Origin of the sequence: Flagellimonas aequoris (assembly GCF_003584165.1) — a bacterium.
Classification (GTDB): domain Bacteria; phylum Bacteroidota; class Bacteroidia; order Flavobacteriales; family Flavobacteriaceae; genus Flagellimonas; species Flagellimonas aequoris.
This window is the reverse complement of record NZ_QXFJ01000030.1, coordinates 399337-418319: the sequence shown is the minus strand read 5'-3', so window position 1 is coordinate 418319 and position 18983 is coordinate 399337. Positions and strand designations below refer to the sequence as shown.

The 18983-nt window shown below is 41.2% G+C and carries 21 protein-coding genes; 15 read left to right on the top strand and 6 right to left on the bottom strand.

Annotation, left to right across the window (positions count from 1 at the left end; genetic code table 11):
• Nucleotides 1-510: 510 nt before the first annotated feature.
• The 11 genes from D2U88_RS15345 (at nucleotide 511) to D2U88_RS15295 (ending at nucleotide 11519) form a co-directional block, all read left to right on the top strand.
• Nucleotides 511-918 carry a hypothetical protein gene (locus D2U88_RS15345; RefSeq protein ID WP_119641415.1) on the top strand — a complete coding sequence of 136 codons (408 nt, stop codon included), beginning with the start codon at nucleotides 511-513 and terminating at the stop codon, nucleotides 916-918.
• A 165-nt stretch (nucleotides 919-1083) separates the two neighbouring features.
• Nucleotides 1084-2532, top strand: a complete 1449-nt coding sequence (locus D2U88_RS15340; protein ID WP_119641414.1) for a serine hydrolase domain-containing protein — start codon at nucleotides 1084-1086, stop codon at nucleotides 2530-2532.
• A 75-nt stretch (nucleotides 2533-2607) separates the two neighbouring features.
• The gene (locus D2U88_RS15335; protein WP_119641413.1) at nucleotides 2608-3357 is read left to right on the top strand and encodes a hypothetical protein; all 750 of its coding nucleotides are present in this window, start codon (nucleotides 2608-2610) and stop codon (nucleotides 3355-3357) included.
• A 91-nt stretch (nucleotides 3358-3448) separates the two neighbouring features.
• Nucleotides 3449-3832 (top strand): hypothetical protein, encoded by a 384-nt coding sequence (locus D2U88_RS15330; protein ID WP_119641412.1) that lies wholly within the window; start codon nucleotides 3449-3451, stop codon nucleotides 3830-3832.
• Between the two features lie 121 nt (nucleotides 3833-3953).
• Nucleotides 3954-4838, top strand: a complete 885-nt coding sequence (locus tag D2U88_RS15325) for a TraB/GumN family protein (protein ID WP_182859193.1) — start codon at nucleotides 3954-3956, stop codon at nucleotides 4836-4838.
• Nucleotides 4839-4940: 102 nt separating this feature from the next.
• Nucleotides 4941-5981: a serine hydrolase domain-containing protein gene (locus D2U88_RS15320; RefSeq protein WP_119641411.1), complete on the top strand. Its 1041-nt coding sequence runs from the start codon at nucleotides 4941-4943 to the stop codon at nucleotides 5979-5981.
• Between the two features lie 98 nt (nucleotides 5982-6079).
• Nucleotides 6080-6514, top strand: coding sequence for an FMN-dependent NADH-azoreductase (locus D2U88_RS15315; protein ID WP_220473507.1), 435 nt, complete (start codon nucleotides 6080-6082; stop codon nucleotides 6512-6514).
• Between the two features lie 397 nt (nucleotides 6515-6911).
• Nucleotides 6912-7532, top strand: a complete 621-nt coding sequence (locus D2U88_RS15310) for a TetR/AcrR family transcriptional regulator (RefSeq protein ID WP_119641410.1) — start codon at nucleotides 6912-6914, stop codon at nucleotides 7530-7532.
• Complete coding sequence (locus tag D2U88_RS15305) at nucleotides 7522-8838, top strand: TolC family protein (RefSeq protein ID WP_119641409.1); 1317 nt, start codon at nucleotides 7522-7524, stop codon at nucleotides 8836-8838. The genes D2U88_RS15310 and D2U88_RS15305 overlap by 11 nt, the downstream gene beginning before the upstream one ends.
• 4 nt (nucleotides 8839-8842) lie before the next feature.
• Nucleotides 8843-9937 carry an HlyD family secretion protein gene (locus D2U88_RS15300; RefSeq protein ID WP_417935311.1) on the top strand — a complete coding sequence of 365 codons (1095 nt, stop codon included), beginning with the start codon at nucleotides 8843-8845 and terminating at the stop codon, nucleotides 9935-9937.
• A gap of 4 nt (nucleotides 9938-9941) precedes the next feature.
• The gene (locus D2U88_RS15295; protein WP_119641408.1) at nucleotides 9942-11519 is read left to right on the top strand and encodes a DHA2 family efflux MFS transporter permease subunit; all 1578 of its coding nucleotides are present in this window, start codon (nucleotides 9942-9944) and stop codon (nucleotides 11517-11519) included.
• Between the two features lie 76 nt (nucleotides 11520-11595).
• Here the strand turns inward: D2U88_RS15295 and D2U88_RS15290 are convergent, their stop codons facing one another.
• A complete protein-coding gene (locus D2U88_RS15290) occupies nucleotides 11596-12579 on the bottom strand; it encodes a GlxA family transcriptional regulator (protein ID WP_119641407.1) in 984 nt (327 codons plus the stop codon).
• A gap of 178 nt (nucleotides 12580-12757) precedes the next feature.
• On the opposite strand from D2U88_RS15290, the gene D2U88_RS15285 reads away from it, so the two are divergent.
• The 4 genes from D2U88_RS15285 to D2U88_RS15270 all read left to right on the top strand — a co-directional run bounded on the left by D2U88_RS15285 (nucleotide 12758) and on the right by D2U88_RS15270 (nucleotide 14874).
• The gene (locus D2U88_RS15285; protein ID WP_119641406.1) at nucleotides 12758-13012 is read left to right on the top strand and encodes a hypothetical protein; all 255 of its coding nucleotides are present in this window, start codon (nucleotides 12758-12760) and stop codon (nucleotides 13010-13012) included.
• Nucleotides 13013-13092: 80 nt separating this feature from the next.
• Nucleotides 13093-13482: a VOC family protein gene (locus D2U88_RS15280; protein ID WP_119641405.1), complete on the top strand. Its 390-nt coding sequence runs from the start codon at nucleotides 13093-13095 to the stop codon at nucleotides 13480-13482.
• Between the two features lie 159 nt (nucleotides 13483-13641).
• A complete protein-coding gene (locus D2U88_RS15275; protein WP_119641404.1) occupies nucleotides 13642-14430 on the top strand; it encodes a helix-turn-helix domain-containing protein in 789 nt (262 codons plus the stop codon).
• An 84-nt stretch (nucleotides 14431-14514) separates the two neighbouring features.
• A complete protein-coding gene (locus D2U88_RS15270; protein WP_235855801.1) occupies nucleotides 14515-14874 on the top strand; it encodes a cupin domain-containing protein in 360 nt (119 codons plus the stop codon).
• 73 nt (nucleotides 14875-14947) lie between these two features.
• On the opposite strand, the gene D2U88_RS15265 is transcribed toward D2U88_RS15270, so the two are convergent.
• The 5 genes from D2U88_RS15265 to D2U88_RS15245 form a co-directional block, all read right to left on the bottom strand.
• The gene (locus D2U88_RS15265; RefSeq protein WP_119641403.1) at nucleotides 14948-16135 is read right to left on the bottom strand and encodes a TlpA family protein disulfide reductase; all 1188 of its coding nucleotides are present in this window, start codon (nucleotides 16133-16135) and stop codon (nucleotides 14948-14950) included.
• Between the two features lie 27 nt (nucleotides 16136-16162).
• Entirely contained in the window at nucleotides 16163-17017 is an 855-nt protein-coding gene (locus D2U88_RS15260) for a universal stress protein (RefSeq protein ID WP_119641402.1), read from the bottom strand.
• A gap of 6 nt (nucleotides 17018-17023) precedes the next feature.
• Nucleotides 17024-17881, bottom strand: a complete 858-nt coding sequence (locus D2U88_RS15255; RefSeq protein WP_119641842.1) for a universal stress protein — start codon at nucleotides 17879-17881, stop codon at nucleotides 17024-17026.
• 199 nt (nucleotides 17882-18080) lie between these two features.
• Nucleotides 18081-18452 (bottom strand): GerW family sporulation protein, encoded by a 372-nt coding sequence (locus D2U88_RS15250; RefSeq protein ID WP_119641401.1) that lies wholly within the window; start codon nucleotides 18450-18452, stop codon nucleotides 18081-18083.
• 17 nt (nucleotides 18453-18469) lie between these two features.
• Entirely contained in the window at nucleotides 18470-18958 is a 489-nt protein-coding gene (locus D2U88_RS15245; RefSeq protein WP_119641400.1) for a hypothetical protein, read from the bottom strand.
• Between the last annotated feature and the right edge of the window lie 25 nt (nucleotides 18959-18983).

The following is an 18983-nucleotide window of genomic DNA, read 5'->3' as shown; positions in this document are numbered from 1 at the left end:
AAAATAGTCGTCAACCACTTATAGAAAAAATTCAAGCCGACCTCTATCCACTTGCTGAAAAAATGCCAAAAATTAAAAACAACGGAATGCCAAAATTTGAATTTAAACTTGAAAATCACGTCGGAAAAGCCATTACGCATCGACTTGAGCATATGGACTTGAGTTCTTTTCAGGCAATTGCTGAATGGGACAAAAACAGAAACCAATAAATTTGCTAAAGATATTCTCGGAATTATTGACCTTGAGGAATCTGAATTGAATAGATATGCTGAATTTATAACGGAAAAAGTAAAAGAAAAAACTTGCTACAACAATGGCTATAATTCATTGTCCCCTCCTGCCTTGAACTAAATTCCCTACTTTTAAGAAAACAAATAATCGAAATGAATGCTTTCGTAATGCGGCTCTGGCTCGCTGGAAAATAGCACCGGCCCGCGCCGTCGCTCACCGGCCGCCAGCCACAACGAAATCATAGCCAGAACGTTGGCAAACATTTGACAAAACTGAACGATGAAAATTAAATTTAACGAAAACGAGAAATCAATTGAAATTAAAGACGGACTAAAAACGCAGTATTTATTAATGAATATATCATTGATTTTTACCTTAATTAACTCTGTCCTTTTTCCTGTATTTGTTTTGGATAAAAAACAATTGGAATGGATGGGATTTATATGGATAATTCTTGGAATATTTTCAATCGTGATATTGATTTATCAATTACTAAAAAAAACTGCATCTGAAAAACTGAATTTATCTGACATAAGCTCACTAACCGAAAAGCAAGTTTTTGGTCGAAAAAGGTTTAGCTTGAAATTGAAAAACGGGAAATTGAGAGACTTAATGGAAATGAAAAATGAATCTGATATTAAAGAAACAAAAGAATTGTTTAAAAACATCGGAATAGAAACGAATTGATTAAAAAACGATTTGCCAACAATGTATAACCGCAATTACGGCGGATTCGACTACGTCCGAATCCACCCGGAATTGCTAACGTCTGTGCTAAACCGAAAATAAACGCTAATAAACCGTAACTGACGGTTATGCGAGACCATTTAAACAACACAGTATAAACTGCCCATGAAAAGATACATTTCAATCGTAGTAATCATTCTAACTCTTTGTGTTTCCTGCAAAAACAAAACCAACTCAATCGGCACAGAGAACTCTTTGAAAAACAGACTTGAATCATACATTGTCGAGTGTAATAAAAACGGACTTTCAGCAAGTGTTTTAGTCGCCAAAGATGGGGAGATACTCTACTCTGGTGGCGTTGGACTAAGAAACAAAACTGAGAAACTCCCTGTAACTGAAGAAACCATTTTCACAATAGGTTCATTGACAAAACAGTTTACAGCAACCGCTATTCTAAAATTACAGGAAGAAGATAAATTATCGGTAAACGATTCTATTTCCAAATTTTTTGAAAATGTGCCGAAAAACAAACAAAATATTACGATTCATCAACTACTGACCCACACATCAGGAATAGTGGGAAATCTGGGTTACGGAGTGGATTTCGTTCCCATCTCAAAAGAGAAGTTTTTAAGCGAAGTCTATAATTCACCATTAGATTTTAAACCAGGAAAACAATTTAGTTATTCCAATGTGGGTTACAGTATTTTAGCTATGATAATTGAAAAAGTTGCGCAAACAGATTATGAAACCTATTTGCAGGAAAATCTTTTTCAAAAAGCAGGGATGAAACATACAGGTTACCTTTCCCCCAAATGGGATACCACTCAAATGGCCCACGGTTATAAATGTGGGGAAGATTGGGGAACTCACCTTATGAAATGGCAAGCAGATTCAAATCAAATCTCGTGGCATTTAAAAGGAAACGGGGGAATACTTTCCAATCCTTCTGATCTTTATAAATGGTACCTTGCTTTAAAAGAAAATAAAATTATTTCCAAAAAATCATTTGAGCAACTCACTTTTCCACACGTAAAAGAAAATGAATCAGGAGATTCACACTATGCATATGGATGGACCATAATGAATAGTGATAGAAATACGAAAATGATTGCGCACAACGGCTCAAATGGTGTTTTTTATGCAGATTTCATGCAGCTACCTGCAGAAAATACGGTAATCATATATATGACCAACGAATTAAGATACGACACTCAAATTGTAGCATGGGAAATAGAACAAATCCTTTTTAGTGAAGACTACACACCCATTGTACCCAAAATGAATAGTATAAAACATGCAAGTACCGATATTGCAAATAAACAACTTGAAATCATACATCAGTTTGTAAAACTAATTTTGACCGAAGATGAGAACATTGATGATTTCGTCAACAAACATGTCGCCAGTAAAGAAAGAGAACGAAGATTCAAAATGTGGATGAAGGACATGCAGAAAGAGTTTTTGGGATATCGACTGAACCATATTTTAGAATATGGAGATATGAGCTACGATATTGTTTTGGAATCGAAAGATGGAAAAGTTGTTGATTTAACCCCATGTTTTGACCTGCAATTCAATGAAAGTGATCAAATTGTTGCTTTCGGATGGTAAATAAAAAACAGTCCATAGCAAGTACAAAAGCAATAACCGAGACCCTTGTGCTTTATTATAACCGACCATTGACCAATGATAAAATTCTTTAGAAAAATTAGACTAGATCTGCTTTCAGAGGGCAAAACCGGAAAGTACCTGAAATATGCTTTTGGTGAAATCATCCTAGTTATGATTGGTATTCTATTGGCACTTCAAGTCAACAACTGGAATCAAAACCGGATTGAACAAAAGGAAGAAAAGGAGGTAATTGCTAAACTTCACAAAGACTTCAAAGAAAATAAAAAGATCTTGAAAGATTTTTTAGTTGAAGTCAATAATCAAATGAATGCACAAGAAACTTTAATGCAATTAATCGGAGCTTCAAAGGAAGAACTGTACAAACATAATTTAGACAGTATATTTTATGTTTCTTTCGGATATAGCGAAATAGCTTTTGCCGATAATACAATTGAAAATATTATACAGAGTGGTAAGTTAAACCTTTTAAAAGATCAAAAAATAACGGACTTACTATATAAATGGAACACGCTATCTGAAATTAGAAAAACAAGATTGACAAAATTGGATAATTGGTCAAATAACGAGCTGATACCCTATCTGTTGCCTAAAATATCCTTTAAACAAATGGATATGGCAAGTACTTATCCTTGGGCTGGAATTTCTAAGGTAAAACCAGATTACTACCCTTTGTTTCAAGAAATCACGTTCGAAAATTATTTAGATAATAATCTTTGGTACTATCAACAAGTTATGGAACGCTGTCAAGAAACTGACATAATCATCGATAAAATAATTGAAGCCACTAAACCAAGCGTAAAATGACAAATAACGAAAGTACAACAATGTATAACCGCAATTAATCGCTAATTTAACCCATGACTGACGGTTATTCGGGTCGCTGTAAACCATTAAAATGAAATATATTTTCTTATCTGTATTTCTCGCGGGCTACATTTCGGTAGCAGGTCAGAACTTGGATTGTGATAAATTCAAAACTGGGTCTTTCACCATGGAAGACCCCAAAACAGGAATAAATTACATTTCAAGAAATGATTTAACCCAAATTGAGTATGTGCCTGACCTTGGAGTGAAAGTGGAATTAAACGTTAAATGGGTCGATAATTGTACTCTTGAACTCACTTTAAAAGATATACTTGAAAACCCCAATAATTTTCCAATTGGGGAATTCACTCTAATTTCCGAAATAATTGAAACCGGACAGGACTTTTACATTATGGAATCTAAAGTAGCGGATATGGATTTGAAAATGGTCAGGAAGTTCGTTGTCGAAAAATAAAACGATTTACAACACTGCCCATAATTCATTGTGGATTTGTGCCACACCAAAATAAAAGTATTAATCAACGGCTGATTTCTAAGAGGAATCATAGCCGAGACCGTTGGCTGTAATTAAAAAAATGACAACCAGAAAAATCATTGTAGTACTATTTATAGTATTGGCCTCAACTTATCTAATAGGTCAAAATGGGAGTGATAATCAAAGAGTTAAAACAGTCCTATTCAAAATAACTGGCCAGAACTCCAATAAGACATCATTCCTTTTCGGAACCCATCACGCTTTTGGGAAATCATTTTTTGACTCCCTGGCTAACGCTAACGAAGCTTTGGAGTCCTGCGATCTATTGATAAAAGAAAACCTGGACATTCCAGGAAGAACTGCTCAGGATATTATTAATCAAAGGACAACAAAAACCAATTGGAGCAAATATTTAAGCAAAAATGACCTGGGTTTCATTAAAAACCTTTTCGCTACAAGTCCTACTGATTACAACAAGATGTCGCCAACCGAGATGTATGTTTTTCTAAACAGACATTTCAAACAACAGGTATGCTTAAACAAAGGCGTCAGCGATACCTCTCTTTCATTGGATGACTATATAGGCTCCAGGGCAACTGAACAACATATAGAACTCTATGGGCTTGAAACAATCGAAGAGCAAATAGTGCTAATTAATAAGGATGTTGAGGAAATGCCACCAAGAAACCATAAAAGGAGACTTGCCAATATTATTGATAAAATTAGTACCGGAAATTCAAATTACTGCGAAGAAATTGATTGGTATTCCAATATGGAAATAGACTTGAAAAACAATGAGCCCTGCAGAAACTCTCTTATGTTGACCGACAGAAACAATAGATGGATGAGTGTTATTAGGGAAAAACTGGAATCAAATAACTGCTTTATTGCTGTTGGATTAAGTCATTTAATGTATGAATGCGGATTAATAAACCAATTAGAGAAGCTAGGATATACCATTACTCCAATAGAAGAAGTAAAATAAAACTACCGCCAACAATGTATAAACAGCATTAAAATTGCCGTTTACACTAGAACGTTATGCACAATTTTGATAGTGCGTATCGTACATAATTAGAATGACATTATGAAAATGAAACAGACAAAACGAATACTTAGGATCATATTTATTATGGCAAGCATAAGCTCCTTATATTTCGTCCCATGGATTTTGGTAAGAGCATGGATAATGCCGTTGCCGGATACGGTCCAAGAGCAGCTCAATGAAGGAGTTGATTATGGATTTGATGGGATGATCGTTTATGTGGACGAAGCGGGAAAACCACCCGAGTTTTATGCCGCAGGCTGGCATGACCGAAAAAAGAAAATACCTGCCTACCCGCAAGCCCTGTTCAAAATTGCAAGTATCACAAAGCTGTATATCGCTGTTGCTACCACAAAATTGGTTAAAGAAGGACGTTTGTCATTGGATAAAACACTTGCCGAATACTTTCCGGAACTTGCGGGAAGAATTGAAAATTCAGACAAGATAACCTTGAGAATGATGGTACAGCACAAGAGTGGCATTCCCAATTTTGTAGACCATCCTGATTATTGGACAAAACCTCCCAAAAACAGACAAGAAACGCTTGAATACGCCCTGGATCTGCCTGCCGTCTTTGAACCAGGTGAAGATTATGGTTATTCAAATACCAATTATATGTTGATAGAGGACCTTATCGATAAAACATTGGGCTATCCACACCAGCAATATATCAAGGAGAAAATATTGATCCCACTTGGGCTGAAACACACTTTCGGTTCACTTAATGAAGTGAACATGGACGATGTAATGAGTGGTTATTATGTTGGTCTTGAAACCGATTTCAAGTATGAAAACACAGGCTTAATGTTGGCTACCGCAGAAGATGTGGGTATATTCTTGCGGGCGTTAAACGATGGTTCGGTGTTTAATGAAGGGGAACGGGACATTTATTCTTCAATTTATGTTTATGAACATACAGGGCTACTCCCCGGCTACCAGAGCATTGCAAAATACCACAAGGACACGGACATGGTTGTTATCCAATTCGATAATACCACTAATTTTGATGGGTATGACTGGAATTTAGCGGAGATCATTTATAGCCGAATTGTCAAAATATTAAAGAACAAGAACAGCATATAACCATTTTTATAGAAATAGGCGCAGTGGTCAAACAAAGGGTCGTAGCCCACTTCAAAATCATTACGGCCTAATACGTTTGAAGCACAAAATCGCCTCCTTTGCCTATACCAAAAGAAAACCAATCGGGTGTCGCGTTTAGCAATGAATTGGTCAAAGAGTTCAAGGAACATAATATTTATGTTTTGGGGACACCAATGTACAATTGGTCAATTCCGAGCGGACTAAAATCATACATTGACCAACTTATGAGAATAAACGAAACTTGGAAATTCCGTTCGGGCAAGCCAGATGGAGATTATGTTGGAATCCTTGAAAATAAAAAAATGTTCATTCTGTCAAGTCGTGGTGACACGGGTTATGGAGAAAACGAAAAAAACGAACATATGAATTTCCAAACGACCTACTTGAAATTCGTTTTCGGGATCATGGGAATAAAGGACGTTTCCATAATCTCATTGGACAATGAAGAGTTTGGTGGGGAAATATTTGAGAATTCCAAAAAGGAAATCTACCAAAGGATCGGACAGATGTAAAAACTATTGCAACCATTCCCGCAGAGAATGTGCCAAAACGAAAGTTTCTGCTTTTTGCCAGATTTATGTTTGGTGGCACAAGTAAGCGGATACAATTTGCTACTGTTCATTTACGAAACCGCTGACTGCTTGAGCATGTAAGTTCTTGAAGTAATGGTAAACTGTTTGTCCTTTGCCCTATCCATTGAAGCTGCTTGGGCAAAAATCCTACAGCCTTGTTCATTATCTCAATTAATACACATCCCATCCTCCCCCACATTTACAGTTCAAATTCCCCTATTCCCTCTTAATACTACAACGCTGTAGTGTTAAACTTTTAAAGTTTTTAAATTTAAACAAACGTTTAATTTAAACAATTGTTTAGTTTTGTCCCGTTTTTAAGCTTAGACCATTACTTATGGACTTTAATGAGAAACAGATTCAAATCCTAAAAGTGGCCGAAAAGCTCTTTGCCGAAATAGGTTTTGATGGCACCTCGGTTCGGCATATTGCCAAGGAGGCAGACGTAAACGTGGCCATGATCTCCTATTATTTTGGCTCCAAGGAAAAGTTGCTCGAGGCCCTTTTGTTGTATCGCGTAGCAGACTTCAAAATGGAACTGGAAACCGTAATGGTCCAGAATCTGCCCCATGTCGAAAAGCTGGACGCACTGGTTTCCTTGATGGTCAACCGCATCCACCGAAACCGTCGCACGCATAAAATCATCAATTACGAGTACACGAACACTTGTAGACAAATCGACTTTGATGCCTATGTGGAACAAAAACGGGATAGCCTTGGCATAATCGAGGCTTTCGTGAAAGATGGACAGAACAAAGGCGTATTCAAGACTGATGTCCATACCAAACTTTTAGGGGCCACGGTCATTGGAACCTACTTTCAGGTCTACAACAACAAACCCTTTTATAAAAAACTCCTTGAGTTGGATTCTGATGAGGCTTTTGAAAACTACATGCTCACCTCCCTCACCCAGCACATTCAACAAACCATAAAATCATTGCTGCTAAATGAAAAATAAAGTATCCCTCCTTGTGCTATTGTGCTTCATGTCGATAGTGTATGCACAAGCCCAAAACACCCAACAACTCACCTTGCAAGAAGCCGTGGAACTGGCATTGCAAAACAGTGATGGGGCCAAGGCGTCGGAAGCTAGGCTGAATGTCGCCGAAAGCGAATTGAACGTTACCAAAAACCTGCAATATCCCGACTTGAAACTATCCGGGCAGTATATGTACCTGACCAATGCCGATGTCAACCTAAAATTGGCCACAGGTTCCAGTGATGGCGAGGGAGACAGTGGTTCTTCCCCCAAGGTCAACCAACTTTTGTTGGGACAGGCGAGTGCTAGTATGCCCTTGTTTTCTGGGTTTAAGCTGAAGAACACCGTTAAATCGTCCGAGCATTTGTACCAAGCGGCCTCATTCAATGCCAAGAACGATAATGAGACCATTGCGTTGAATGTGATCCAGAAATACATCAACCTGTACAAATCGCGACAAGCGGTGACCCTTATCGAGGAAAACCTGAAAAGTGCCCAACAACGAGTCAAGGATTTTTCCGCTATGGAACAAAATGGGCTTTTAGCTCGAAACGACCTCCTGAAGGCACAACTGCAGGAAAGCAATGTGGAAGTATCCTTGGAGGAAGCCAAAAAGAATGCCAGTATCTTAAATTACGAACTGGCCACTTTATTAAAATTGCCGGAAGAAACGAACATTGAAACAGCAACCACCGAGTTTGGGCTGGTAAGTTCCCCCACTGTTTCAATTGGGACCGACCGTTTTGATCTAGAGGCGTTAAAGTATCAAAAAGAAGCCGCAGATGACCAGGTAAAAGTGGCCCAAAGCAAATACTACCCCTCGTTGTCCCTATCCGGCGGATACATAGCCCTGGACCTTCAAAATGCCATCACAGTGACCAATGCCATGAATGTTGGCGTGGGAGTATCATATAATCTTTCGGACCTGTTTAAAGCCAAAAGCGATATCAAATTGGCAAAGTACAAAGCCGAGGAACTTCGCTATAATCTAGATGCCTTTACGGATAAAGTCAAGGTTCAGGTGGAGAATGCCAACCAGGAATACGAACTGGCGCTAAAAACCCATAACATGTACCTAAAATCCGAAGAGCAGGCCGAAGAAAACTACCGAATTGTAAAGGATAAATATGATAATGGTCTTGCCGACACCAACGACCTATTGGACGCCGATGTGCAGCAATTGCAGGCCCGCATCCAATTGGCATATGCCGAAGCCAACATCACCCAAAGTTATTATGAGTTGTTAACGGCAAAAGGACAATTAACGAACACATTACAAAACTAATCCCATGTCAGATAAAATGGAACCCAAGAAAAAAACCAATAAAAGATTTGTCGTGATCACCACTGCCCTTATTTTGATGGGTGGCACGTACGGCGTATACAAATTTGTCCATTCCTTGGCCCATGAGGATACGGACGATGCCCAAGTGGAGGCCCATATGAGCCCCGTGATTCCCCATGTTGGCGGCTACGTGAGCATGGTCAATGTAAAGGATAATCAAATCGTTAAAAAGGGAGATACACTTTTCATCATCGACAACCGTGACTATTTGGTAGAATTGGAACAGGCCAAAGCACAACTGGCCGCTGCCGAAAGTGGATTGGTCGTTTCACAGGCCAGTATCGGTTCTTACCAAGCCAATGCAGCCGCGGTTTCTGCCCAGGTAGGTTCGGCCACCCAAACCCTTGAAAGCGCCAAAACCAAATTATGGAGAGCCGAAAACGACTTTAAACGTTACGAGAACCTGTACGCCAACCATTCCATCACCACACAGCAATACGAACAGGCCCTTGCCGCCAAACAGGAAGCTGAAAACAATTTGCGCGCGTTGGAAAATCAGAAACAAGCCACCACTAGCCAACGGAATGCGGCCACTTCGCAGACGGAAATTTCAAAGAAACAAGTTTCGGTTGCCGAAGCCAACGTACAAAGCGCACAGGCTAAATTGGACGCTGCACAACTTAATGTGGACTATACCATTGTAACGGCTGCCATTGACGGCCAGCTCTCCAATGTGGATCTTCAGGAGGGGCAATTTGTCCAGCCCGGCCAATCGTTGTTCTACATCGTCAATACGGATGAAACTTGGGTGGTTGCCAATTTTAAGGAGACCCAATTGTCCAAAATGCAACCGGGGCAAAAAGTGACCATTAAGGCAGATGCCTACCCCAGTGAGTCCTTTGAAGGAATCGTTACCACTTTCTCCCCTGCCACTGGTGCACGTTTTTCACTATTGCCGCCGGACAATGCCACTGGAAACTTTGTGAAGACCATTCAACGTCTTCCCGTAAAAATTGATTTTACAGATAACAACGACGCACAGGCCTTGCACAAACTACGCGCAGGGATGAACGTTGAAGTAGATGTGCATTTAAAGTAATCGCATGAGCGACCAAGATAGTTTAGTAGAATACGGTTTTAGGAGGGTCATCATTACCATCACGGCCATTTTATGTGCCTTGTTGGAAATTGTGGACACCACCATCGTAAACGTGGCGCTCAACGACATGAAAGGTAGCTTGGGGGCCACACTAACGGATGTGGCCTGGGTAATCACTGCCTACGCCATTGCCAACGTGATCATTATCCCCATGACCAGTTGGTTGTCCAAGCAATTTGGCCGACAAAGGTATTTTGCCACTTCCATTATCATCTTTACCGTGGCTTCCTTTTTATGTGGAAATGCCGATAATATTTGGGAATTAGTTGCCTTCAGGTTTATACAAGGTTTAGGTGGTGGTGCCTTGTTGGTAACGGCACAAACCATCATTACCGAAAGTTATCCCATGGCCAAACGTGGAATGGCCCAGGCTATTTACGGTATGGGCGTGATCGTGGGACCCACTTTGGGGCCTCCATTGGGAGGATACATTGTGGACAATTTCTCATGGCCCTACATCTTTTACATCAACATTCCCATTGGGATCATAGCTGCCTTTTTGACGGTGATGTTCGTGAAAAGTCCCAAATATGGCGACAAGCTCAAAGCCAATCAAGTGGATTGGATCGGTATCTTTTTGCTGACGGTTTTTATTGGTTCTTTGCAATTTGTGTTGGAACATGGCCAACAGGATGACTGGTTTGCCGATTCACTCATCACTACTTTAAGTGCGGTCTCGGTATTTGGCTTTATCCTGTTTATCTGGAGGGAGCTGACCTACGAACACCCCATTGTAAATCTCGGTGTATTGAAAGACAGCAACCTGCGTATTGGTACCATCATGACTTTCATTCTAGGATTTGGTCTGTACGGGTCCACTTTTATCATCCCAATCTACACGCAATCGGTACTCGGCTTTACCGCAACGGATGCCGGGTTACTGCTGATTCCAAGTTCCATCACCACAGGATTGATGATGCCCATAATCGGAAGGGCCATACAGGCTGGGGTACCTCAGAAATATATGGTGACCGCTGGTTTTGCCATCTTCTTTGTGTACAGTTTATGGATGTATTTGGTGATGACGCCGGACACAGGTGTTGAACATTTCTTTTGGCCCTTGGTAGCCCGTGGTATCGGGTTAGGTTTGTTGTTCGTGCCCATTACTACCTTATCGCTATCCACACTCATGGGAAAAGATATTGGTGACGGTGCCGCTTTTACAGGAATGACACGACAATTGGGAGGATCTTTCGGAATTGCCATCATTACCACCATGATTGCACGGTTCCATCAGCAACACCGTGTAGATTTGATTCCCAACCTCAGTGCTATCGACACCCAGGTGCAGCAACGCGTGCATGCCCTGCAACAAATGTTCATCAGCAAGGGATTTGCTGCCAACGAAGCCCTGGACAAGGCCTACCAAATGCTTGAACTTTCGGTGGGCAAGCAGGCCACGGTACTTTCTTACATGGATATCTTTATTGGGCTCGGTGTGCTATTCCTTCTCTGTATACCCTTCGTTTTACTTATCAAGAAAGGCGCTGGCAATTTAAAGGCCGCTTCAGCTGCCCATTAGTACAAAAGCTATAAAATAATGAAGCCCCTAAATTAGGGGCTTTGCTTTTCTGAGATGGCACCACACACTTACCTGATTATGCTCCATAGGCATCCCTCTTGTATTTCACCATGTAATCAAAAGGCGTCATTTCGGTATACTTTTTAAAGACCTCCCTAAAGGCCTTGGGATCGGAATAACCGGCATCGAACATAACTTCGTTCACCGTCTTTCGTCCTTTTTCAAATTCCTTTTTGGCCGCTTCTATCTTTACTCGTTGATGATATTCCAACACCGTATTGGAAGTAGCCTTTTTAAATCTACGTTCAAAAGTCCTACGGTTCAGGGCCACTGCGTTGCTCAACTCCTCCACCGATATTTTGTCCGTGTAGTTTTGCTCGATCAATTCCTGGGCCTTTAGAACGGATTCATCCTGATGCTCCTTTTGCCCCTTAAAAATCATGAACGGGGATTGACTGTTACGATCAATATCGATCATGAAACCTTTGGCGGCCAAAATCGCAACTTCCCTTCCTGCGAACTTCTCGATCAAATAAATAATGAGATTGGTGAATGCATAGGCTCCCCCGCTAGTATAGATACCCCCTGCGTCGGTTACAATACGCTCATCAGTCAGGATCACATCCGGGAAGAGTTCCCTAAACATGGGGGCCGACTGCCAATGGGTAGAACATGGTTTTCCATCCAATAGTCCCGTGGAGGCCAAGAAAAAAGAAGATATACATAGACTGGCTATTTCCGCTCCTTCGTTGTAACGATCATGGAGCCAAGGAATAAAAGGCCGGTTATCTTCCAAGGATTGTGCATAGCTTTCGTGGATGGCCGGAATAATGATCAAATCAGTCTTTGGGACTTCATCGATGGTCAGTTGATGGTGAACCGAGAACAAACCTTTGTGTGTCCCTGCCCTATCGTCCAACCCAACCAAATGGATATCGAACAAATGTTCACTCCCCGATTGCTCCAAAAATTCGTTTACCCAGGACAGCATTTGGTATGTTCCCGCAACATTTACCACGCTGATGGTGCCTTGGGGCACCAATATGGACACATGTTTCATCTATTCCAAATTAAAGAGTGAAAAGATATGAAATGCAGGTGTCGCAATCAACCCCTTGGAATGTCGCAATGGCACAGTCAAAGATTCAACAAACACCAATACCTTGCCTATCAGTTATTTAATGTTCATCCAGAAGAGGCGAAATCTGTTGGAGGAATAACAGCAATGTATCACACATATGGTCCAAGACAATTCAAATACGAGCAAACCTAACCTGATAGAAATCTTCAAGACAAATGTGGAGGATGAATCCACAGCGAATCGCACGGTCAATGCCCTGCATGAGAATTTTAAAAATGTGAGTGCCAATTTCGACCTTGAAGACTGTGATCGCATCCTTCGGGTAGAAAGTATGGACGGCAACATCATGCTGAAGGAAATCTTGCATTTCCTGACCAGTCTAAACCTTAAGGTTGAACTGATCATGGACTAACCGTGATAATCTATATCCAACAACCGATTGACCATGAAACAAAGTATACAATATCAATAAAACCCTTAAATTCTATACCCATGAAAAATGAAAATCCCGTGGTTTGGTTTGAAATTTATGTAGATGACATCAACCGCGCCAAAAAGTTCTACGAAGCTGTTTTTGAGTATGAGTTCAAAGAATTGCCCATGCCGGAATCCGCAGCGGATATGGAAATGTACTTCTTCCCGAGCGATATGCATTCAGAAAACCGGGCCTCCGGGGCATTGGTGAAAATGCAAGGCGTGACACCAGGGAACAACAGTACCCTTGTCTATTTTATGAGTAAGGATTGTGGCATGGAAGCCTCTAGGGTCGAGGCAGCCGGCGGCTCCATCTTCAAACCAAAGACCTCCATAGGTGAATATGGCTTTATTGTTTTGGCCATCGACACCGAGGGTAATATGTTCGGAATCCATTCTATGAACTAGACTTGCCAGATAGGTATTTTAAGAATTTTACTTCCCATGGTCTGTTCATTTTTAGCGGTCAAAAATATTTGCTGTGAAATAATCCATGAGAATTGCCCAAACATTGGGCTGATTTGATAAGTTTGAGGAATAACCACTCCAAACTATATAATTCTCTATATGGTTGCACTGCAGCGATTGGAAACCGTTATCGATTTTGACCCGAAACGGGTCAAAAAATATCTATTCATATGGTGCAACCATGGAAAGATCGTTATTGAAGTGGACGATAAAATCCTTACGGTTTCCAAAAACCAAGTTCTGACCATCACCTCCGGACAGTATCACCGTTTTAAGAGCACTAAGAATGCCAAAGGTTATGTGCTCAGTTTTACTTTGGACTATATGTGCAAAACGGAAAAGGATATCGAGCTGATTTTTCAGAACAGTCTGTTTTGTCATTTTGACTATAATGAAATCATCTCCATTGTCAACCCTTCCGATATGGAACGGGAACTTCATAAAATTGAGCAGGAACTTGTTGAAAAACCATTTCAATACCTAGAATCGATTCATTCCCGGATAGAATTGCTGCTTTTTGAAACCAATCGTTCCAAAATTGCCAACGGTGGAGAAATCTGGAAACCCGATGCCTTGTTCCTGAGGTTTTTGGAGTTCGTTCGCAACAACTTCAACAAAAACCATTCATTAAAAGAAATAGCGGCACAACTACAGACCACCGAGCTAAAGCTCAACGAATTGGCCAAACAACATGCGGGCAAAACGGCACAAAACGTTATCTATGGGCTTTTAATCTCCGAAGCCCAGCGGATTTTACAGTACGAGGACAAACGTATGAAGGAGGTGGCATTTGTCTTGGGGTTTCAGGATCCTTACTATTTTTCAAAATTCTTTAAGAACCACACAGGGATGTCCCCTACTGATTATGTAAAAAACATCCAAACATAAATTGTACATCCAAAACACAGGATTTTCCATTTTCTAACCAAACTGCACTATCGAAATTTGTCCCATAATGTAAAATCCATAGCAATGAACATTAGAGACTACATAACCAAAAGTGAGCAGATATCCTGGCAACCTCTCATCGAAAAGGAAATCCACTATCACGGTGTTTTTGTGAAATCCCTTCATTTTGACAAGGCCACAGACCGCTCAACAGCCATTTTATTGAAATTTGAGGCTGGGGCTTCCTACCCTTATCATGTGCACCCAGCAGGGGAAGAAATCTTGGTGCTGGAAGGAAGTTGTGAAATTCATCATGAAACCCTTTCACAAGGGGATTATCTCTATACCCCACCCACAGGCAAACACGCTGTCAAGTCAAAAAAGGGCTGCATTTTGTTTTTGTCCATTCCCGAAGAGGTTATATTGATTCAGGAAGACAAATAATAGTATACATGAACCGGAGAACAACCAAACCTGTGGTTTTGTTGGTAGACTAAAATCCCCCCTCGGGGATTTTTTAGTGTCTTGCCATATAGTCATCAACAAGGTGAACCAAATCGTCCCCATGCAAGTTTTTGGCCAATACCATGCCATTGGCATCCAATAAAAAGTTTGCCGGAATGGTCATGATCCGGAGGGAATCCATCAATGGGTTTTGGTCCCCTTCCACGTGGGAGGCATGCAGCCATCTGTAGGCTCCGTCTTTGTCTATGGCATTTTCCCAAGCTTGTTGGCTGCTCTCCAGACCATAGGCCAAAATCTGAAATCCGTCTTCATGGTATTTTTCCCAAAGGGGTACCAGTACATTGCGATTTTCAAGTCGACATGGAGCGCACCAAGAGGCCCAAACATCCAAAAGGAGTAGTTTTTTGCCATCAACCACTTCTTTAAACATGCTTTTAGACCCGTCGTTCATGGGAAATTGGAGATTGGGGATTTGGTCCCCTATCAAGATGGGTAGTTTATCCGTATCGGCTGATGCAGCCAATTCTTTCACCCAAGGATGTTCAGGATTTTTTGTTTTCCACTGTTGACTTTGCCCCACCAAAAATTCAGGAATGCGTTCGTAATTTCCTTCTGGACTTACCCAACGGATGGCCATCAGGGCAGGAAACAGTTGCTGTGTGGTATCCGCAAACTGCATCAATGAAGACTGATAGGTATGATGGTTTTTTTCTCGTTCTAACAATTGCTCATCCCCTTCCTGTTGCTCAAGGGATTGCTGGTATTGTGTAAATGCATCTTTCTTTATGTCTCGTAGTTGCATAAAAGCAGCATTCACGCTTGAAGGGTTTTCCACGGTGGCCGAAGCTTGGAATCGATTTATGGCGGCTTTCATGACAATCTGTTCGCCAGGTGTCCAAACCAGTGGGAAATAATTGTCCGTTTCCGGATTTTCATTCTCCAATCTATTGGAATACCGTTCCTCTTCTTTTTGAACGACCACCTCAAACAAAGTGGCATCCTTGTTCTTCACTTGCTTTCCAAATTGGAAACGCCCGTTGGAATCCACCTTTGAAGAGTCCAACAATTTCCCCGTAAAACTTTGTCCCAATGCACCAAAACCTTCTGGCTGAACCAAATACACCATCGGTTTCCATTCCTGTCCTTCGGTCATATCCAAAGTACCGGAAATCATAGGGGCATTGGAACAACCTTGCAATAGGAATAAAAAAATACAAGCACAGTACACTAGGTATTTCATGGAAGCAAAAATAAGGAAATGGCATCTTTAATCTTCACCAAAATTGGGGAGAACCAAGAGGGGCACATCGGTCTTGAAACTTACTTTTTTGACCACGGGTTCCTGGGTAAGTTTTCCAAAAAAATCATGTGAATATTTGGTGAGCACGATGAGATCTGCATTCTGGTCCTTCGCGAAGGTGATGATGGCCTCCGTCACTGTTGTTTCGATAACTACTCGGTGAAAGGAAACAGAAAATCCCTCGAACCGCTTTTTGAGAATTTCCTTGTTCTCCTGTTGGTTTTCCGACATGATAAATTCTTGGGCCACATGGAAAATCTTCACTTGGGGGTTCCATAGCTCGAAGAGTTTCAATAGATATTCCAATGCACCTTTTGGAAAAAAGTGGGTGAAATCCGTAGGAAAAACAACGGATTTAAGATTTTGAAAATCAAATGATTGAGGTACCACCAACATGGTACAGTCCTTAATATGCATTAAAACCTTGACCGTATTGCTCCCCAAGAAAACTTCCTTGGCTCCTGTTGCCCCTTGGGTGCCCATCACGATGGTATCGATATCGTATTTTGGAATAAGTTCACGAATGGTATGTGGTAGATCCCCTGCCATGGATATGGTCTTAAAATGGTGTTTGGGGTTAGTGTTATGTTCTTCCATGTAGGTCTTGGCCTTGTGGAGTTCATTCTCCACAGCCGTGGCCATGGATTGATAGACCATACCTGCCCGGGCACTACTCTTTTGGCCCGAGATATTACGCATTTTGGGTTCATGGACATGCAACAGATAAAACTTGCATTCCTGTTCTGCAAAAAGCTTGGTTCCCGTGAAAACGGCATTCCAAGCATTTTCGGAAAAATCGATGGGACAGAGTATATTTTTCATGGCAATTTATTTGGGGAGTTCTGAAGTGTCCGGCAGTACCAAAAATGGAACTTGACAATGATAGCCAACTACATCCACGTGGTGTTTCAGCAAAAGCTGCTCCAAGAACGTGTGTTTCCTGTTCATCATGGCCACCAAACCAATATTATTTTTGTCAATATAGGAATGAACAATATTGGGCATGTATTCCCCAGTGCTATCCCTAAAGATAACATCAGGAAGGGTTTTGAATATATCTTTTAGGTGCTCTTTGCTATCTTTCTGTAAATCAGTTAAATTATAATCTTCAAGAGCATGCACTACATGCAACGTGGCCTTGAACCTTTTGACGGTATCCACCAAAGGTTTCAATTCATTGGGTTTGTACTTGGTCTCATACCCCGTGGGCATTAGCATGTTCTTTATTTCCTTGTACTCATATGTTTGGGGAACGGCCAAGACAGGTACTACAGCCTTACGGATGACATGTACGGTGTTTGATCCCAGAAAAAACTCCTTCGCCCCTGATGCCCCTTGGGTTCCCATGACCACCATGTCCAGTTTTTTTCTTTCGGAAATATCATGGACCTCATCGGGCAAGGTGTTGAACGAAGACAAAATTTCAAAAGTGTGGTTGGGATTGTTGTACTGTTCTTCGATGCGTTTCAGTGTGTTTTCCAATCCTTCCAGTGAAATATCCACCCCAACATCGGGAATCGCGCTCATGGCGGGACCACCCATGAGATAATCAACCCTATAAAAAGCTGGTGTATAGGTATTCAGTATGTAAAACGTGCATTTTTCTTCCTTAAAAAAATGCAGTGCGTACTCGATAGCGTTCCATGCATCCTTTGAAAAATCGGTGGGCAACAATATGCGTTTCATGGCCTTGGTATTTAAATTCAGGGTAATGTTCCAAATCAACCCTTAGAGAAATTAAATGTAGATACACCAAGATGATTGGGAAATGATATTGGTCAATCGGAAAGACTTTTGGAGTTTGGGAGGAATGCCAGCAAGGCATTGAAACTGGGTTGCCCGTCCTTGCCACACGGGCAACCCAACTCGTCAGGAACACGGGATTTTAAGCTACAACTTCTTCTTTTTTGTTGCGTTCCTTGACAATGCGTTCAATAAGGTCGGGCACTTTTTCAAAGGCAGCTGCCAAACCGTGTGTTTTTCCGGCTTCCAAGAAGGAGATTTCATCCCCTTTGGTAACCAAAAATCCGATGGGTTGGATTCCGATTCCCGCACCGGCACCGGCACCTTCGCCTTTACGCTCTTTTCCTTCAATTCCTTCGCCTCCTCCGGAGCCGAAGCCCATACCCACCTTGATCACTGGAACACATTTGAATTCTCCCAACTCAAATGGTTCGCCAATGATGGTCTCGGTCTTTGCTTCTGACTTAATAAAGTCTGTGACCTTGCTCAATAATTCTTCAAAATGTAAATCCATGGCCTTTTATTTTACTGTTAAACAATTGATCTTATCATCCTGATGGGCCTGTTACGTACATCCATCAGTAATCGGTTCCTATCTTGGAAATTGATGTGGAAATTGCCCACAAACTGGTTAAGAAGTACAAAAAGAGGATACATTTTGGCATTTGCTACGTAGTCCCCCGTATCCATTTCCACTACAAACCTTCTTATCTCGAAAGTTTTTATGAGACGGGCAATTTTCCTGAACTTCAACCTCTTTTTTGGCCTGGTTTTTTGCCTTACAACGTTTTCCTTTGGTTTTGGTGGTTTGGTGATGGGATAAAAACTGCGTTCAAAAAAGAGTATCCGCATTCGCACTCGTACTATTTCCTTTTCGTCTGGCTCTAAGTCAACCTTCGCAAGTCCCTTCACCCTTACAAAATACCTTGATGTGTCCGTATCGATATAAATTTGAATCGGGACAAAGAGCAACCCGAGGATGAGCAGCACAACGAACAATATTACAGCAGTCAGTATCATTCGCCTTTTTGTTGCAAAGGAAATA

What these genes read in the sequence shown, in the direction of transcription:
- D2U88_RS15255 (WP_119641842.1), bottom strand. Translation starts at nt 17,881, where the DNA reads ATGAAACGCATATTGTTGCCCACCGATTTTTCAAAGGATGCATGGAAC.
- D2U88_RS15260 (WP_119641402.1), bottom strand. Translation starts at nt 17,017, where the DNA reads ATGAAAAATATACTCTGTCCCATCGATTTTTCCGAAAATGCTTGGAAT.
- D2U88_RS15285 (WP_119641406.1), top strand. Translation starts at nt 12,758, where the DNA reads ATGGTCCAAGACAATTCAAATACGAGCAAACCTAACCTGATAGAAATC.
- D2U88_RS15305 (WP_119641409.1), top strand. Translation starts at nt 7,522, where the DNA reads ATGAAAAATAAAGTATCCCTCCTTGTGCTATTGTGCTTCATGTCGATA.
- D2U88_RS15325 (WP_182859193.1), top strand. Translation starts at nt 3,954, where the DNA reads ATGACAACCAGAAAAATCATTGTAGTACTATTTATAGTATTGGCCTCA.
- D2U88_RS15310 (WP_119641410.1), top strand. Translation starts at nt 6,912, where the DNA reads ATGGACTTTAATGAGAAACAGATTCAAATCCTAAAAGTGGCCGAAAAG.
- D2U88_RS15335 (WP_119641413.1), top strand. Translation starts at nt 2,608, where the DNA reads ATGATAAAATTCTTTAGAAAAATTAGACTAGATCTGCTTTCAGAGGGC.
- D2U88_RS15345 (WP_119641415.1), top strand. Translation starts at nt 511, where the DNA reads ATGAAAATTAAATTTAACGAAAACGAGAAATCAATTGAAATTAAAGAC.
- D2U88_RS15275 (WP_119641404.1), top strand. Translation starts at nt 13,642, where the DNA reads ATGGTTGCACTGCAGCGATTGGAAACCGTTATCGATTTTGACCCGAAA.
- D2U88_RS15265 (WP_119641403.1), bottom strand. Translation starts at nt 16,135, where the DNA reads ATGAAATACCTAGTGTACTGTGCTTGTATTTTTTTATTCCTATTGCAA.
- D2U88_RS15280 (WP_119641405.1), top strand. Translation starts at nt 13,093, where the DNA reads ATGAAAAATGAAAATCCCGTGGTTTGGTTTGAAATTTATGTAGATGAC.
- D2U88_RS15300 (WP_417935311.1), top strand. Translation starts at nt 8,843, where the DNA reads ATGTCAGATAAAATGGAACCCAAGAAAAAAACCAATAAAAGATTTGTC.
- D2U88_RS15290 (WP_119641407.1), bottom strand. Translation starts at nt 12,579, where the DNA reads ATGAAACATGTGTCCATATTGGTGCCCCAAGGCACCATCAGCGTGGTA.
- D2U88_RS15250 (WP_119641401.1), bottom strand. Translation starts at nt 18,452, where the DNA reads ATGGATTTACATTTTGAAGAATTATTGAGCAAGGTCACAGACTTTATT.
- D2U88_RS15270 (WP_235855801.1), top strand. Translation starts at nt 14,515, where the DNA reads ATGAACATTAGAGACTACATAACCAAAAGTGAGCAGATATCCTGGCAA.
- D2U88_RS15340 (WP_119641414.1), top strand. Translation starts at nt 1,084, where the DNA reads ATGAAAAGATACATTTCAATCGTAGTAATCATTCTAACTCTTTGTGTT.
- D2U88_RS15330 (WP_119641412.1), top strand. Translation starts at nt 3,449, where the DNA reads ATGAAATATATTTTCTTATCTGTATTTCTCGCGGGCTACATTTCGGTA.
- D2U88_RS15320 (WP_119641411.1), top strand. Translation starts at nt 4,941, where the DNA reads ATGAAAATGAAACAGACAAAACGAATACTTAGGATCATATTTATTATG.
- D2U88_RS15295 (WP_119641408.1), top strand. Translation starts at nt 9,942, where the DNA reads ATGAGCGACCAAGATAGTTTAGTAGAATACGGTTTTAGGAGGGTCATC.
- D2U88_RS15245 (WP_119641400.1), bottom strand. Translation starts at nt 18,958, where the DNA reads ATGATACTGACTGCTGTAATATTGTTCGTTGTGCTGCTCATCCTCGGG.